Annotated in this window: 13 protein-coding genes and 5 tRNA genes; 5 read left to right on the forward strand and 13 right to left on the reverse strand. The window is 68.2% G+C overall.

Annotated elements, in window-relative coordinates; translation table 11 throughout:
* Positions 1 to 23 precede the first annotated feature (23 nt).
* From tgt to H7347_RS08560, 7 genes are all read right to left on the reverse strand, one after another.
* Positions 24 to 1,271 (reverse strand): tRNA guanosine(34) transglycosylase Tgt, encoded by a 1,248-nt coding sequence (gene tgt, locus H7347_RS08535; RefSeq protein ID WP_152823093.1) that lies wholly within the window; start codon positions 1,269 to 1,271, stop codon positions 24 to 26.
* On the reverse strand, positions 1,268 to 3,655 hold the full coding sequence (locus tag H7347_RS08540) for an MMPL family transporter (protein WP_186337414.1): 2,388 nt from the start codon (positions 3,653 to 3,655) through the stop codon (positions 1,268 to 1,270). The genes tgt and H7347_RS08540 overlap by 4 nt, the downstream gene beginning before the upstream one ends.
* Positions 3,656 to 3,903: 248 nt before the next feature.
* Positions 3,904 to 3,991 (reverse strand) — tRNA-Ser (locus H7347_RS08545).
* 47 nt (positions 3,992 to 4,038) lie between these two features.
* Complete coding sequence (locus H7347_RS08550) at positions 4,039 to 4,239, reverse strand: CsbD family protein (RefSeq protein WP_152823095.1); 201 nt, start codon at positions 4,237 to 4,239, stop codon at positions 4,039 to 4,041.
* 1 nt (position 4,240) lies between these two features.
* Complete coding sequence (locus H7347_RS10820) at positions 4,241 to 4,375, reverse strand: hypothetical protein (protein WP_255476854.1); 135 nt, start codon at positions 4,373 to 4,375, stop codon at positions 4,241 to 4,243.
* Positions 4,376 to 4,448: 73 nt separating this feature from the next.
* Complete coding sequence (locus tag H7347_RS08555; protein ID WP_152823096.1) at positions 4,449 to 4,937, reverse strand: nucleoside deaminase; 489 nt, start codon at positions 4,935 to 4,937, stop codon at positions 4,449 to 4,451.
* Positions 4,937 to 5,422 carry a tRNA adenosine deaminase-associated protein gene (locus H7347_RS08560; RefSeq protein WP_152823097.1) on the reverse strand — a complete coding sequence of 162 codons (486 nt, stop codon included), beginning with the start codon at positions 5,420 to 5,422 and terminating at the stop codon, positions 4,937 to 4,939. Before H7347_RS08560 ends, H7347_RS08555 begins: the two co-directional genes overlap by 1 nt.
* Before the next feature lie 20 nt (positions 5,423 to 5,442).
* Between H7347_RS08560 and H7347_RS08565 the strand changes: the two genes are divergently transcribed.
* Positions 5,443 to 6,474 (forward strand): prephenate dehydrogenase, encoded by a 1,032-nt coding sequence (locus H7347_RS08565; RefSeq protein WP_152823098.1) that lies wholly within the window; start codon positions 5,443 to 5,445, stop codon positions 6,472 to 6,474.
* 102 nt (positions 6,475 to 6,576) lie between these two features.
* Here H7347_RS08565 and H7347_RS08570 read toward each other — a convergent pair.
* The 4 genes from H7347_RS08570 to H7347_RS08585 form a co-directional block, all read right to left on the reverse strand.
* A tRNA-Arg gene (locus H7347_RS08570) sits at positions 6,577 to 6,649 on the reverse strand.
* 69 nt (positions 6,650 to 6,718) lie between these two features.
* Positions 6,719 to 8,050 (reverse strand): magnesium transporter, encoded by a 1,332-nt coding sequence (gene mgtE, locus H7347_RS08575; protein ID WP_152823099.1) that lies wholly within the window; start codon positions 8,048 to 8,050, stop codon positions 6,719 to 6,721.
* Positions 8,051 to 8,131: 81 nt separating this feature from the next.
* Positions 8,132 to 8,207: transfer RNA gene (locus H7347_RS08580), tRNA-Arg, on the reverse strand.
* A 1-nt stretch (position 8,208) separates the two neighbouring features.
* Positions 8,209 to 8,300: transfer RNA gene (locus H7347_RS08585), tRNA-Ser, on the reverse strand.
* Positions 8,301 to 8,365: 65 nt separating this feature from the next.
* Between H7347_RS08585 and H7347_RS08590 the strand changes: the two genes are divergently transcribed.
* A complete protein-coding gene (locus H7347_RS08590; protein ID WP_152823100.1) occupies positions 8,366 to 9,445 on the forward strand; it encodes a histidinol-phosphate transaminase in 1,080 nt (359 codons plus the stop codon).
* A gap of 298 nt (positions 9,446 to 9,743) precedes the next feature.
* Here the strand turns inward: H7347_RS08590 and H7347_RS08595 are convergent.
* A tRNA-Ser gene (locus tag H7347_RS08595) sits at positions 9,744 to 9,828 on the reverse strand.
* Between the two features lie 62 nt (positions 9,829 to 9,890).
* On the opposite strand from H7347_RS08595, the gene H7347_RS08600 reads away from it, so the two are divergent.
* Complete coding sequence (locus tag H7347_RS08600) at positions 9,891 to 10,859, forward strand: NAD(P)H-quinone oxidoreductase (RefSeq protein ID WP_152823101.1); 969 nt, start codon at positions 9,891 to 9,893, stop codon at positions 10,857 to 10,859.
* Here the strand turns inward: H7347_RS08600 and H7347_RS08605 are convergent.
* Complete coding sequence (locus H7347_RS08605) at positions 10,856 to 12,055, reverse strand: aminotransferase class V-fold PLP-dependent enzyme (RefSeq protein ID WP_152823102.1); 1,200 nt, start codon at positions 12,053 to 12,055, stop codon at positions 10,856 to 10,858. The two genes, H7347_RS08600 and H7347_RS08605, sit on opposite strands and share 4 nt — an antisense overlap.
* Positions 12,056 to 12,177: 122 nt before the next feature.
* Between H7347_RS08605 and H7347_RS08610 the strand changes: the two genes are divergently transcribed.
* Together H7347_RS08610 and H7347_RS08615 are read left to right on the forward strand one after the other, a co-directional pair.
* Complete coding sequence (locus H7347_RS08610; RefSeq protein ID WP_152823103.1) at positions 12,178 to 13,053, forward strand: ABC transporter permease; 876 nt, start codon at positions 12,178 to 12,180, stop codon at positions 13,051 to 13,053.
* Positions 13,054 to 13,074: 21 nt separating this feature from the next.
* Positions 13,075 to 13,860, forward strand: coding sequence for an ABC transporter ATP-binding protein (locus tag H7347_RS08615; protein WP_186337426.1), 786 nt, complete (start codon positions 13,075 to 13,077; stop codon positions 13,858 to 13,860).
* Positions 13,861 to 14,247 lie beyond the last annotated feature (387 nt).

The following is a 14,247-nucleotide window of genomic DNA, read 5'->3' on the forward strand; positions in this document are numbered from 1 at the left end:
ACACGGCGCGGGGTCCTGGGTAATTAATGGTGGTAATAACGGCCCAAAAATTCGTCCCGGAAATCCTCGTAATCGCCGCGCTCCATCGCCGCCCGGATGTTATCCACCAGCCCCACCATGAACGCCAGGTTGTGCATGGTGCACAGCGTCCCGGCCAAGAACTCCTTGGCCTTGAGCAGGTGGTGGATGTAGGCCCGCGAGTAGTTGTCGGAGACGTAGCCGCCGAATTCCTCGTCGATGCCCCGGAAGTCCCGCTTGAAGCGGGCGTTGGTGAGGTTGCGCCGCCCGTCGAGGGTGTAGACGCCGCCGCGGCGGCCCAGGCGAGTGGGGGCCACGCAGTCGAAGGTGTCCGCACCCGCCTCGATGGCGGTAAAGAGGTCGTCCGGCTCGGAGATGCCCAGCAGGTGACGGGGCTTGTGCTCGGGCAACTCGTCGCACACCCACCCCACGATGGTGCCCAGGTTGTGCTTCTCCAGGGCGCCACCGATGCCGAAGCCGCCGAAGCCGCGCCGACCCTGGACCTCGGCGGCGTCGGAGAGCGCCACGAGGTCGCGGGCCGCGCGCCGCCGCAGGTCCTCGTACTGCGCGCCCTGCACCACCCCCCACAGGGACTGCTTGGGCCGGTGACCCCGCTCCCGGGTGAGCCGATCGTGCTCGTCGAGGCAGCGCCGCGCCCAGCGCGTGGTGCGCACCAGGGACTCCTCCTGGTAGGCGCGGCTATCGACCAGGGTGGTCAGCTCGTCGAAGGCGAACATGATGTCCGCGCCCAGGTGGTGCTGGATCCACATGGAGACCTCGGGGGTGAAGCGGTGCGCGGAGCCGTCGATCACGGACTTGAAATCCACGCCGTCCTCGTCCACCTTGGCCAGGCGCTCCCGCTTGGCGGCGCGGACGTCGGCGGTGGTCAGCTGCGCCACGTCCATGGCCAACACCTTCTTAAAGCCCACGCCCAGGCTCATCACCTGGAAGCCACCAGAATCGGTGTAGGTGGGGCCGTGCCAGTTCTCGAAGGCGGCCACGCCCCCCGCCTCGTCCACGATCTCCGGACCGGGCTGAAGGTAGAGGTGATAGGCGTTGGAGAGGATCGCCTGGGCGCCGGTCTGCCGGATCTGCTCCGGGGTGAGCGTCTTGACCGTGGCCTTGGTGGCCACCGGGATGAAGGCCGGGGTAGCGATGTCCCCGTGCGGGGTGCGGATCACCCCCGTGCGGCCGTGCTTGCCCGGCTGCTGGCTGCTCAGGCGGGTGCGTACGTCGAAGGAAAGATCAGTCATGCGTTACCTATTATCTTCTTTTCCAGGGCGGAGCCCTCCACGTCTAGGGAGGGCAGGATCGTATCGAGCCATCGCGGCATCCACCAGGTGGCCCGGCCCAGCACGAACATCGCCGCCGGGACGAGGGCCATGCGAACGAAGAAGGCGTCGAAGAGCACCCCCATGCCCAGCGCGAAGCCAAAGATCTGGATGAACGGCAGCGGCTGGTCGATGAACGCCACGAACACGGCGATCATAATCAGTGCCGCCGCCGTGACCACCCGCGCGCCCCGGGCGAAGCCCTCGATGACGGACTCCTCCACCGCCGTATACCGGGAACCCGCCGCCCCCGCGGAGTGGGCGTAATGCTCGCGCATGCGGGTGACCAAAAAGACCTGATAGTCCATCGCCAGGCCGAAGGTCACGCCGATGAGGAAGATCGGCATAAACGAAATCAGCGGCGCCGGGGTACCCACCAGGCCCCACAGGCCCTCCTGCCACACCAACACCGTCACCCCAAAGGCCGCCCCCACCGAGAGCAGGAAGCCCAGGCCCGCCACCAGCGGCACCATGATCGAGCGGAACACCAGGAGCAGCAGCACGATCGCCAGGCCCACCACGATCCCCAGGTACAACGGCATGGCGCCGGCCAGGGTCTCCGTGATGTCCATCTGCACCGCCGTGAGCCCGGTCAGCCCCACCGAGGTGCCCGTGACGGCCGCGATCTCGTGCGCCCGCTCGCGCAGGGCGTGGGACAGCGCCACCGTCCTTTGATCGTCCGGGCCGGTGTACGGGGTGATCATGATCTGCGCGGCCGTATAGTCCTCGTTGGCCCCCACCAGCTGGGCGTTTTTCACCCCAGCCATGCCGTCGATGGTATCCACCGCGTAGATAAAGGAGCTTAAGGCGGCCGCCCGGCGCGGATCCTGGGCCGCGGTCTCCCCCTGGGCCTCCATGAAGGTGCGCAGCGCCGGGGCTTGAGGCAGGGCCTCGTGGGCGTCTACCACCAGCAAGAACGGGGCATTCACACCCGCGCCGAAGCCCTCCGCCATGAGGTCCGCGGACTTGCGCTGCGTGGTCTCCAGGTTCGAGGTGGAATCCGAGGGCAGGGCCATCTCCAGCTTGCTCACCGGAAAAGACAGCGCGCCCAGCCCCAGCACCACCACCGCGATGGTCAGGCCGGGGATGCGATGCACCAGGAGCACCCAGTGCCGGCCCAGGGTCATCCGGCGGCGGTGGGAGGCGCGGCGGGCGGGGCGCTTGTTCCCAGCCACCCCCGGGATCGCGCCCGCAAAGGCCCGATCCCCGGCGATGCCCAGCAAGGCGGGCACCAGGGTCAGCGCCACCAGCAGCGCGACGAACACCGTGAACGCCGCCAGCAAACCCATCGCCGTGAGGAACCCAATGCCTGCCACCGCCAGGGCGGCCAGGGCCACGATCACCGTCACCGCCGCGAAGACCACGGCCGTGCCCGCCGTGCCCACGGCCATACCCGCGGCCTGCTGGGGAGCCAGGCGGGCACGCTCCGCGCGATAGCGCGCCAGGATGAACAGGGCGTAGTCGATGCCCACCGCCAGGCCGATCATCACCGCCAGGGTGGGGGTGATGTTATTGAGCTCCACGAAGCGGGTGCTCAGCAGGATACTGAGCACCCCGATACCCACGCCTACTACCGCCGTGATCAGCGGCAGCCCGGCGGCCACCAGGGAACCAAAGGTGACGATGAGCACCAGGAAGGCCACCACCAGGCCGACGACCTCGCTGGAGGTCTTAATGGCGATGGGATCGCCAAACCCCGCCCCGCCGGCCTCCACCACCAAGCCCTCGGCGCGCCCCTTGTTCATCGCGGCCGTCACGGCATCGCGCTGCTCCTGGGTGACGTCCATGGAGGTGGCCACGTCGAGGGCAAAGGTGGTGTACCCGATGGTCTCGTCCGGGGAGAGCAGGCGCAGGTTCTCGGCGTCCTTTTTCGCGGTCTCCTCCGGGAGGCCGGAGTCCACGGAGGTCTGCATCACCTGCTTTTCCAGCTCCACGGAGGTGGTCACCGGGTTGCCAAAGCGCTGGGTATCCGTGATGAGGTCGCCCAGGTCGGCGCGCAGCGCAGAGATGACGTCGTCGATGGCCGCCACATTGTGCGGATCGCTCAGCTTCTGGCCCTCCGGGGCCTGGAATACCACGTTCACCGAGGCCGCCGTGACGGGATTGCCCTGATCCGGGAAGTTGCGCACCAGCATGCGCGTGGCCTCGATCGCGGGCGAGTTATTGATGGAGAACTGGTTAGTAAACGGCCGCATGAGCGATAGCGCCGCGCCCGCCATGGCGGTCAGTACCAGCAGCCAGGTGCACAGCACCCACCACTTCCTGCGAAACGACCAGCACCCCAGCGAGTACAACAGCTCAGCCACGAACCACGTCCTCCATCCATCCTCACGACCCCACAAGTCTACAGAGGGGTGCCAGTGGCCCTCGGTGCGACGTATCGACGCCCCCAATGACACCCCTTCGCGCGACGGGGTCGCCGCAGCCCCTCGCGCCCCAAGGGGTGCCATTGCCCTCGAGATCGAGCCGGGCGGCGGGGAGGCGGCACCCCTTGGGGCGAGGGGCGGGCAGGAAAAAACCCGGCCCCTCGTCGAGGAGGAAACCGGGTTGTGAGCGGTGGCGGCGGGATTTGAACCCGCGGTTGGGGGTTACCCAACACTCGCTTTCGAGGCGAGCACCTTCGGCCGCTCGGACACGCCACCGCCAAGTAGGTTATCCGAGCCAGGGCCCAAGGCTCAAATCAAGGGGGCTAGTCCTTCTTGAAGGCGCCGAGCACCTCGTTGGCCTTGTCCTTGATGGCCTCGCCGGCCTCGGTGACTTTCTCCTTGAAGTCGGACTTCACCTGGTCGGCCTTGCCCTCGTTCTGGAGATCCTTGTTATCGGTGGCGTCGCCCACGGCCTCCTTGGCCTTGCCGGCCAGGCCCTCCGCCTTATCCTGAAGATCGCCCATCTTACTTCTTCTCCTCTACCTTGTCCTTGGCCTCGGACGCCGCATCCGCAGCCTGATCCTTCAGATCGGAGGCCACGTCGGTGGCCTTGTCCTTGGCGTCGTTCAGCTTGTCCTTGGCGTCATCTAGAAAACCCATTAATGTTTCTCCTTTCGCTCTTCACCGAGCATAGGGATCCCTCGGGCGTCTCGCCACCATTGTCATTATTCTGTTACCAAAACTTGATGGGACGGTGTTCTTCGAAGAACCGCTCCAGCAACCCCGCGCACTCCGCTTCGAGCACCCCGCCGCGCACCTGGGGGTGGTGCAGGGCCGCCCGGTCGCGCACCAGGTCAAAGGCGGAACCGCAGGCCCCCGTCTTGGGCTCGAAGGCCCCGAAGATCACCGAGCCCACGCGCGCACCCAGCAGCGCCCCGGCGCACATGGCGCATGGCTCCAGGGTCACCACCAGGGTGCAGTCGTGGAGGCGCCAGCCGTCGCTCTGGGCGCGGGCCGCCCGGCGGATCGCCACCACCTCCGCGTGCGCGGTGGGATCGCCGTCGGCCTCGCGGCGGTTGGTGGCGCGGGCCAGCTCGGTGCCGTCGGGGGCGAGGATCACGGCCCCCACCGGCACGTCGCCGGGCGGGGTGGTCAAGGCCACCTCCAGGGCGCGGCGCATGGCCTCCTCGGCGCGGCGCAGGCCCACGGGGGTGGGCAGCATCACTCGTCTAGCCCGGTAGCGTCGAGCAGCTCGGAGTCGAAGTCGAGTTCCTCGGCGATGCGGACGAGCTGCTCGGAGGGCCAGGCCTCGTCATCGTCCGCGATCACGCCCAGCACCTGCTCGGAGAGGCCGAGGTCGGCGAGGATGCCGAAGTCACCCTCGGCCCAGGCATCGTCCTCGGTGGCGTCCAAGGGGATCTCGGCGTCCATCTCGTCGAGAATGGCGGCGGCGAAGTCGTCCTCGACGGCGGCCACGGCGTCGGACAGCAGCAGCTTGACGCGCTGGGGGGTGGGACGCACGATGACGAAGTAATCGTCCTCCACGCACAGCAGCGCGAAGGCCGGCCCCTCGCTGCGCAGGGCGCGCACGGCGGCCACGGCAGTCGCGATCGTCTCGAAGTCGTCGTCGTACTCGCGCACCTGCCACCGGCCGGCCACGCGGGTAACCGTCACCGCAAAGCTCTCGCCGTAGTCCTCGGGTTCCATACCCCGTAACGGTAGTCGGAATGTGCCACACTTGTCAGGTGACTTCCACCGCTGTTTTCCGCCCCGTGTGCATCCTCGGCATCGGCCTCATCGGCGGCTCGCTGCTGCGCGATCTCCACGCCGCCGGGCACCCCGTCTACGGCTACCATCGCTCCCCCTCCGGCGCGCGCACCGCCGCCGGCGAGGGCTTCGACGTCGGCTCCGACCTGCGCGCCACCCTGCGCCGCGCCAACGAGGAAGGGGCGCTCGTGGTGCTCGCCACCCCCCTTCCCGCCTTCCCGGAGCTGCTCGATGCCCTCAACGAACACGCCCCCCGGTGCGGCTTCACCGACGTCGCCTCCGTGAAGTCGCGGGTCTACGAGCTGGTGCGCGCCCGCGGCATGGAGTCGCGCTACGTGGGCGGCCACCCCATGGCCGGCACAGCCCAATCCGGGTGGAAGGCCTCCCACCGGGGGCTTTTCGACGGCGCCGCCTGGGTCATCACCTTCGATCACGCCTGCGAGGCCACCCCCACCCCGGCGTGGGTGGCGCTGTGGGCGGACGTGGCCCGGATGATCGCCGCCGTGGGCGCCGAGGCGATCCCCGCCCGCGTGGGCAGCCACGACGCCGCCGTGGCACGGGTCAGCCACCTGCCGCACCTGCTGGCCGAGGCCCTGGCCATCACCGGCGATAACGGCGGCGCACTCGCGCTCTCGCTCGCGGCGGGCAGCTTCCGCGACGGCACCCGCGTGGCCGGCACCGCGCCCTCGCTCGTGCGCGCCATGTGCGAGACCAACTCCGAGGCCTTGGTCGGTGCCCTGGACGAGGCGCTGGCCCTGCTCGGGGAGGCCCGCGCCCAGCTCACCGGCCCCGAGCCCCAGCTCCGGGAGCTCAGCGACGCCGGACACCGCTCCCGCGTGCGCTTCGAGGCCCGCTCCGGGGCGCTCAAAGACTCGGTGAGCCCCCTGCCCATATCCCCCCGCCCGGTGCTGCGCGTCCACCCCGGCGCGCACGGCTGGGAGCGCCAGCTCGTCCAGGCGGAAGCCCTGGGGGCCCGGATCGAGGTGTTTTAACCGCGCCAAGGGGTGTCACCTCGCCCCACCCCGTCCGCACCACTACCGAATGGCACCCCTTCGTGTCGCCCGCGAGATTGACGATCCCCAGGCATAAAAAAGTGCGCCCGGAGGGATTCGAACCCCCAACCTTCTGATCCGTAGTCAGATGCTCTATCCGTTGAGCCACGGGCGCAGGCAACACTGTCGTGCCGCTCTGGGTGAAAAGGTTACCCCTCCCCCTAGAGGCCGACAAATTACCTGGTCACAGGCCCAGGATGGCCTTGGCGATGCAGAAGTACACGACCAGGCCCGTGGCGTCACAGAACGTGGAGATGAAGGGGTTGGAAAACACCGCCGGGTCGGCCCCGACCGTCTTGGCGATGATGGGCATGGCCCCGCCCACCGTGGCGGACATCGTGCACACCGCAAGCATGGTCAGCCCGATCACCATGCCGATCGGCAGGCCATACACCAGGGTCGCCAGGGTGAAGCCGAGCGCGCCCAGCAGCGCGCCCAGCGTCAATCCCACCCGAAATTCGCGCCACATCACCCGGGCGACGTCGCGCTTGCGGACGTCGCCCAGCGCGAGCGAGCGCGTGACCGTGGTGGCTGCCTGATTGCCCGTGTTGCCGCCCGTGCCGGTGAGCAGCGGGATGAACAATGAGAGCACCACGGCCTGAGAGAGCGTGGCCTCGAAGGCGTCCAACACCTTAACCGTGAGCAGCGCGGAGACCGCCAGCACCAGCAGCCACACCACGCGGGAGCGCACCAGCTTCAGCAGCGGCGTGGAAAGATAGGGCTGCTGGAGCGGCTCGGCGCCACCGGCGCGGGCGGAGTCCTCGGATTCCGCCTCCTCCGCGATGTCGGCGGCGTCGTCGAAGGTGAGGATGCCCACCAGGCGCGTGGAGTCGTCCACGATGGGAATGGCGAGGTAATCCAGCGGGAGGAACCAGCGGGCGGTCTCCTCGGCGTCGTCGTGCGCGTTGGCGTAGACCGGCTCGGCCATGAGGTCGCTCAGCGGTGTCTGTGGGGCGGCCGTGAACACCGTGCGCAGGGAGCACGCCCCCACCAGGGTGCGATCCCGGTTGGTGATGGGAATGAGGTAGATCGTCTCCACGTCGTGGGCCTGGCGACGCAGCTCGGCCAGCGCCTCCCCGGCCGTCATGTCCGCGTAGATGGTGGGCACCTCGGGCGACATGCGCCGGCCCACCGAACCCCTGGGATAGCCCAGCACCACGCCGGTGATGTCGCGCTCCGTGGCGTCCAGGTTGCGCAGCAGCTGCTCGGCGATCTCCGCGGGCAACTCGTCGAGAAGGGACACGCGATCGTCCGGGTCCATGTCCTCAAAGAAGTCGTAGGTCTCCTTGCTCTGCAGGGCCCCGATGAGGTCCGCCTGGTGGGCGGGATCGAGGGCGTCAAAGACGTCGATGGCCCGGCTGCGGGCAAGCAGTCGCAGAATCAGCGCGGCCCGGCTGGCGGAACTGCGCTCCACCAGGTCGATCACCTCGTGGATGGGGGCCTGCGCCAACTCCTGCACCACTTGCGGGGCACGGGCGGGATCGAGGTCGAGGCGCATGATCTTCTCCGAGGCCATGGGAACTCCTGTATCGCCGTGGGAATATGAAAAAGGCCCCGTCCTCCACCGCGAAAAGTGAATAAAGACAGGGCCTCTACCTGGTGCGCCCGGAGGGATTCGAACCCCCAACCTTCTGATCCGTAGTCAGATGCTCTATCCGTTGAGCCACGGGCGCGTGGCGGAGACGAGAGGATTTGAACCTCCGGTCCCCCGTTAAGAGGACAACTCATTAGCAGTGAGCCCCATTCGGCCGCTCTGGCACGTCTCCTAAACCTCTTGGCATGATAGCCGGTGCCTCACGGCAATAACAAACCGCCACGCTAGACTAGCGCTATGATTCGCCCCGACCTCTCTTCCATCCCCGCCTACGTGCCCGGCGAGAATCTTGACCACGCCATCAAGATTTCCTCCAACGAGATGGCCACTCCGCCGCTGCCCTCGGTGGCGGCGGCCATGAGCACCGCCGCGGCCGGGGCCCACCGCTACCCGGACATGGGCGTCCATGCCCTGCGCCGCCGCCTGGCCGCCCACCTCGGCGTGCCGGTGGGGCAGGTGACCACCGGATGCGGCTCCTCCGCCCTGTGCCAACAGCTCGTGCAGATCACCAGCGGCCCCGGAGACGAGGTCATCTTCCCCTGGCGCAGCTTCGAGGCCTACCCCATCTTCGCCCAGGTGGTGGGGGCCAAGCCGGTGATGGTACCCGGCGATGAGACCGGGCGCCACGACCTCGACGCCATGATCGCGGCCATCACCGAGCGCACCACGCTCATCTTCCTGTGCAACCCCAATAATCCCACCGGCGCCACCCTGACCCAGGCAGAGTTCGACTCCTTCATGCAGCGCGTCCCCGCCCACATCACCGTGGCCCTCGACGAGGCCTACTACGAGTTCAACCGCGCCGCAGACACCCCCGAGGGCACCCTGGAAATCCGCCGGTGGCCCAACCTCGTGGCCCTGCGCACCTTCTCCAAGGCCTACGGCCTGGCCGGCGCGCGCGTGGGCTACGCCTTTGGCCCCGCCGACTACATCGAAGCCCTCGATAAGGTTGGCATCCCCTTCTCCGTGTCCACCGTGGCCCAGACCGCCGCCATCGCCTCCCTGGATGCCGGCGAGGAACTCCTCGCCCGGACCGAGGAGATCGTGGAGCAACGCGAGCGCCTTGCCACCGAGATCGGTTCCCTCCCCTCGCAGGGCAACTTCCTCTGGCTCCCCACCCCAGAGGGCGACCCGGACTACCCCACCCGCGTCTCCGAGGCCCTGGCCAGCCGGCGGATCCTCGTCCGCGCCTTCCCCGACGGCGTGCGCCTCACCGTGACCACCAAGGACGAGGTGGATCAGGTCATCGCCGCCTGGCGCGAGCTCGGGCTCGGCGGGGTCAATCACCTCGACGGCGCCGACAGCAACGACGCTTAGGGGTGACACTAGGAGGGGTTGGCGGGGTTTTCGGCGCCAGTGACACCCCTTAGCGACCGGAATCTCCTCCAGCGCGCGGTGCCCGAGTGGCCGTGCAACAGCACAACAGCACCAAGGGGTGCCACCTCCCGGGTTCGGGCCCGTCGGAAGCAACAGCTGACACCCCTTAGGGACGGGGGCGGGGTGAGGCGGACGCGTCGATAGGCGCCAACAACACTAAGGGGTGCCATCGGCACCGTGCCCGGCCGCCGCGCCCAGAAGGTGGCACCCCTTAGCGCTCACACCACGCAAGAAAAAGCGGAGACGAGGGGATTTGAACCCCTGGGGCTGTGACACCCGCCGGTTTTCAAGACCGGTGCATTCGGCCGCTCTGCCACGTCTCCTCGCCGCCGCTGCGGCACTTTTCACCCTACCCAACCCAACCGGAGGCTCTACCCTGGGGGCCATGCAAGCAATCACGCTCATCGACCCCGCCGATCCCACCTCCCTGACGCTCGCCTCGACCCCACTGCCCGAACTGCGGCCGGGCGAGGTGCTCGTGAAAGTTCATACCGCGGGGGTCAATCGCGGCGACCTGCTGCAGGCCCAGGGACACTATCCTCCGCCGCCCGGAGCCTCGGAGGTCATCGGCCTGGAGTGTTCCGGCACGATCGTGGACGCCGGGGATACCGGCCGCCGTGCGGGCGAGGAAGTGGGTTGCCTGCTCGCCGGCGGGGGATACGCGGAGTTCGTGGCGGTGCCGCAGGGGCAGCTGGCCCCGGTGCCCGAAGGGCTCAGCCTGGCGGAGACCGGTTCGGTGATGGAGGTGGCCTGCACCGTGTGGTCGAACCTGGGGATGGTGGCCGGCCTGGGAGCCGGTCAGCGCCTGCTGGTTCACGGCGGCGCCGGCGGGATCGGGGCCTGCGCCATCCAGGTGGCCAAGGCCCTGGGGGCGGAGGTCGCCGTGACCGCCGGGTCCGCCGAGAAGCTAGAGTTCTGCCGACGCCTGGGCGCCGATATTCTCATTAATTATCGGGAACGGGATTTCGCGGAGGAACTGCGCGGCTCCTGCGACGTGATCCTCGACATCATGGGCGCGAAATACCTGGATCGCAACATGCGCTGCCTGGCGCTTGACGGCCGCCTCATCCTTATTGGCCTCCAGGGGGGCACCAGGGCCCAGATCGACCTGGGCGCCATGCTGCCGCGCCGCCAGAGCATTCACGCCACCACCCTGCGCGCCCGCGCCCTGGAGGACAAGGCGCGGATCGTCTCCGCCACTGTGGACGCCGTGTGGCCCATGTTCGCCAACGGCACCCTGCGCCACAGCGTGCACGCCACCTACCCGCTGGCTGAGGCCGCCCGGGCCCACGCCACCCTCAGGAACGGGGAGGTCACCGGGAAGGTGGCGCTGGCGGTCTGCGCCAATGGTTAGCCCAGGGAGGCCACCACGCGGGTGAGGTGATCCACGTCGTGGCCCTGGCTGAAGGGGGCCAGGGAGACGGTGACCGCGCCGCCGATCTCCTCGATGCCCATCGCCTCGAGCAGGGGGGTGTGCGGGGTCATGGTGGTGTAGAGATCGTTATCGAGGAGGCGCTGGTAGACGGCCCGGGCCGGGACGTCGCGCACCGCGAAAGAGATGCGGGGAACGCGATCCACGTGGGCCTCGGCCGCGGCCTCCCCGGAAACACCGACGATGTGCACGCTGGGCAGGGAACCCAGGAAGAACACGAGATCGCGGCCGAGGTCGCTGAGGTAGTAGTCCAGGTGATCCATGGAGTAGCGCAGCCGCTCCCGGCGGGAACCGCGCGCCCCCGTCGCCAGGGAGGCCAGGTGATCCACCAGCGCGGGAACCCCGCCGGCCAGGCCGGCGGAGATGGGGTCTTCCAGCCGCTCGGGCCGCTCCAGGCGGCGGATCATCCGCTCGTCGCGGAAGATCAGCGCGCCCAGCTGCGGGCCGCCCAGGGCCGCCAGGTCGAGGGCGATGATGTCCGCGTCCCACTCGCCGGCGTCGAGAAGCCGGTACGGGGCGTAGGCCGAGGCATCCACCAAAACCCACAGCCGGGCGAGCTGGTGCGCGGCGTCCACGATCTCCTTGACCGGCGTGACCACCCCCACGAGGTCGTGCGCCGCGGGGATGGTGGCCAGCCTGGTGCTGCGGTCCACCAGTTCGGTGTACTGGTAGGCGGGCAGCTCCCCGGTGGCGAGATCGGGCTCCGCCCAGCGGACGTCCGGGATAGCGTCGACGAGCGCCTGAGACAGCTCCGGGCGATCCAGGCGGGAGACCACCGCGGAGGAGCCGTGGCGCAGCATGGGCTTCATGCAGGTCAACAAGTTACGGTAGAGGACTTCCAGGCTGCTGCCCAACACCACACGCTCGGGCGTGGCGCCCACGAGGTCGGCCACCGCCACCCGCGCGGCCTGCACGTGCAGATCCCCCTCCAGGCGCGCGGCGTGACCGTGGCGGGAGGGTCCGTCGCTCCGGATGGGCGTGGGGGCCGTGCGGAAGGCGCGGGCCACGCCCGCGATCACCCGCTCCGGAATCTGAGGCTGCTCGTGCGCGTTGAGGTACGTCCAACCGTCCCCGAGCGCACTATAAAGCCCCCGAACCCCCGCAACGTCGTAGCCCATAGCCTCCTCTTTCTGACAGCGCTAATTCCTGAAGTGTATTGCCAACCCGAGACGAACTGCCACACGCGCACGTCAACGCCCCGAACCCGCCGCGGCAGCGCCCTCGATTAGGCTGGGAGACCATGCAACCCCTCAGAGCAGACATCGCCCGGATGACGCGAGAAACCGGTGATGCCGCCGCATCCCAGTCCCGGACCTTCCGGGCCGCATGGGCCGACCTGGTGCGCGGCTTCGGCCAGCGCGAACTGTGGCTGCAGCTCGGCTGGCAGGACATCAAGCAGCGCTACAAGCGCTCGGTGTTGGGGCCGCTGTGGATCACCATCGCCACCGGCGTGATGGCCCTGGCCCTGGGGCTGCTGTACTCCGTACTCTTCGCCATCCCGCTGGCGGACTTCCTCCCGCACGTGACCGTGGGCCTGATCATCTGGGGATTCATCTCCGGCTGCATCAAGGAGGGCGCGGACGTCTTCATCGACAACGAGGGGCTCATCAAGCAGCTGCCCTCCGCACTGTCCGTGCATGTGTATCGGCTGGTGTGGAAGCAGACGCTCTTCCTCGCACACAACCTGGTGATCTGGGTGGCCCTCATCCTGATCTTCCCGCGCCACCTGGGGTGGAACATCCTGCTCACGGTTCCGGCCTTCGCCCTCCTTATCCTCAACGGCGCGTGGGTGGCCATGTTCTTTGGCATCATCGCCACCAGATACCGCGACGTCTCCCCGCTTCTCGACGCCGGCACCCAGCTCCTCTTCTACGTCACCCCCATCGTGTGGATGACCTCCACCCTGCGCGACAACATCGACGGCGCCGATCAGCGCGCCCACCTGGCCCAGCTCAACCCCCTGTACCACTACCTAGAGATCGTGCGCGCGCCCATGATCGGCACGCCGCTGCCCGCCTACCACTGGTGGATCGTCCTCGGACTGACCGCCGGCGGCCTGGCCCTCACCCTGCTGGCCATGCGCCAATGGCGCTTCCGCGTCAGCTACTGGGTATAAGAGAGGAATTTGGACAAGACCGTGGTTTCCATCGATACCCACAACGCCTGCGTAGACTTCCCCATCTTCGACGCCCAATCCCGCTCCATGAAAAAGGCCTTCCTGGGGGCCGCCGGCGGGGCCATCGGCCGCAACCAGGACAACACCGTGGTGGTCGAGGCACTGCGCGACGTCAACCTGCACCTGCGCGAGGGCGACCGGGTGGGCCTCGTGGGACACAACGGCGCCGGAAAATCCACCCTCCTGCGCCTGCTCTCCGGGATCTACGAGCCCACCCGCGGCTCCGCCGCAGTCCGGGGGCGGGTGGCTCCCGTCTTCGACCTGGGCGTGGGCATGGACCCGGAGATCTCCGGGTATGAAAACATCATCATCCGCGGCCTCTTTCTCGGCCAGACCCGCCGGTCTATGCGCAAAAAAATGGACGACATCGCCGAGTTCTCCGAGCTCGGCGAGTACCTCAACATGCCGCTGCGCACCTATTCCACCGGCATGCGGGTGCGGCTGGCCCTCGGGGTGGTGACCTCCATCGAACCCGAGATCCTGCTCCTCGACGAGGGCATCGGCGCCGTGGACGCCGCCTTCATGGCCAAGGCCCGGGTGCGCCTCCAGGAGATGGTGCAGCGTTCCGGCATCCTCGTGTTTGCCTCCCATTCCAACGACTTCCTCGCCCAGCTCTGCAACACCGCCCTCTGGGTGGATCACGGCACCATCCGCCAGGCCGGACTGGTAGACGAGGTCGTCGAAGCCTACGAGGGACCCGAGGCCGGCAAGCGCATGAGAGAGATGCTGACCGATTTCCAGGGGTAGCCCTGGGATGGCGGCGCTTTGGGGTGCCCTTATGGCTTCTTCGGGGCGCCCCGGAGGTGTGGTGGCACCCCTTAGCGGGGCCGCCGTGCTCCTTAGAATCGCGCCGGTTCTTCCACCTGCCCCACGGGGTGCCACTGCGCGGCATCGCGACGCCTTTCCCCCCCACCAATGGCACCCCATCGGGGTTATCCACAGGCGCTGAGTTATCCACAAGCCCCCTCGTTTTCGAACACGCATGCCACAGCACTGGTCTAGGGTAGGAACACAGCGGATGAGAGGGGGATCACGATGGTACACATGGGGATTGACGGTATTACTATTTTCTCGACCGCCGAGCTTAGGCGCAGGGGTGAAACCCGATCTTCCCTGGCACGCCGACTGAGGGAG

This window comes from Corynebacterium sp. zg-331 (genome assembly GCF_014267345.1).
Classification (GTDB): Bacteria; Actinomycetota; Actinomycetes; order Mycobacteriales; family Mycobacteriaceae; genus Corynebacterium.

Coding starts and splice junctions, on each gene's coding strand:
- tgt (WP_152823093.1), bottom strand. CDS start 1,271: ATGACTGATCTTTCCTTCGACGTACGCACCCGCCTGAGCAGCCAGCAG.
- H7347_RS08550 (WP_152823095.1), bottom strand. CDS start 4,239: ATGGGCGATCTTCAGGATAAGGCGGAGGGCCTGGCCGGCAAGGCCAAG.
- H7347_RS10820 (WP_255476854.1), bottom strand. CDS start 4,375: ATGGGTTTTCTAGATGACGCCAAGGACAAGCTGAACGACGCCAAGGAC.
- H7347_RS08555 (WP_152823096.1), bottom strand. CDS start 4,937: ATGCTGCCCACCCCCGTGGGCCTGCGCCGCGCCGAGGAGGCCATGCGC.
- H7347_RS08560 (WP_152823097.1), bottom strand. CDS start 5,422: ATGGAACCCGAGGACTACGGCGAGAGCTTTGCGGTGACGGTTACCCGC.
- H7347_RS08565 (WP_152823098.1), top strand. CDS start 5,443: ATGTGCCACACTTGTCAGGTGACTTCCACCGCTGTTTTCCGCCCCGTG.
- mgtE (WP_152823099.1), bottom strand. CDS start 8,050: ATGGCCTCGGAGAAGATCATGCGCCTCGACCTCGATCCCGCCCGTGCC.
- H7347_RS08590 (WP_152823100.1), top strand. CDS start 8,366: ATGATTCGCCCCGACCTCTCTTCCATCCCCGCCTACGTGCCCGGCGAG.
- H7347_RS08600 (WP_152823101.1), top strand. CDS start 9,891: ATGCAAGCAATCACGCTCATCGACCCCGCCGATCCCACCTCCCTGACG.
- H7347_RS08605 (WP_152823102.1), bottom strand. CDS start 12,055: ATGGGCTACGACGTTGCGGGGGTTCGGGGGCTTTATAGTGCGCTCGGG.
- H7347_RS08610 (WP_152823103.1), top strand. CDS start 12,178: ATGCAACCCCTCAGAGCAGACATCGCCCGGATGACGCGAGAAACCGGT.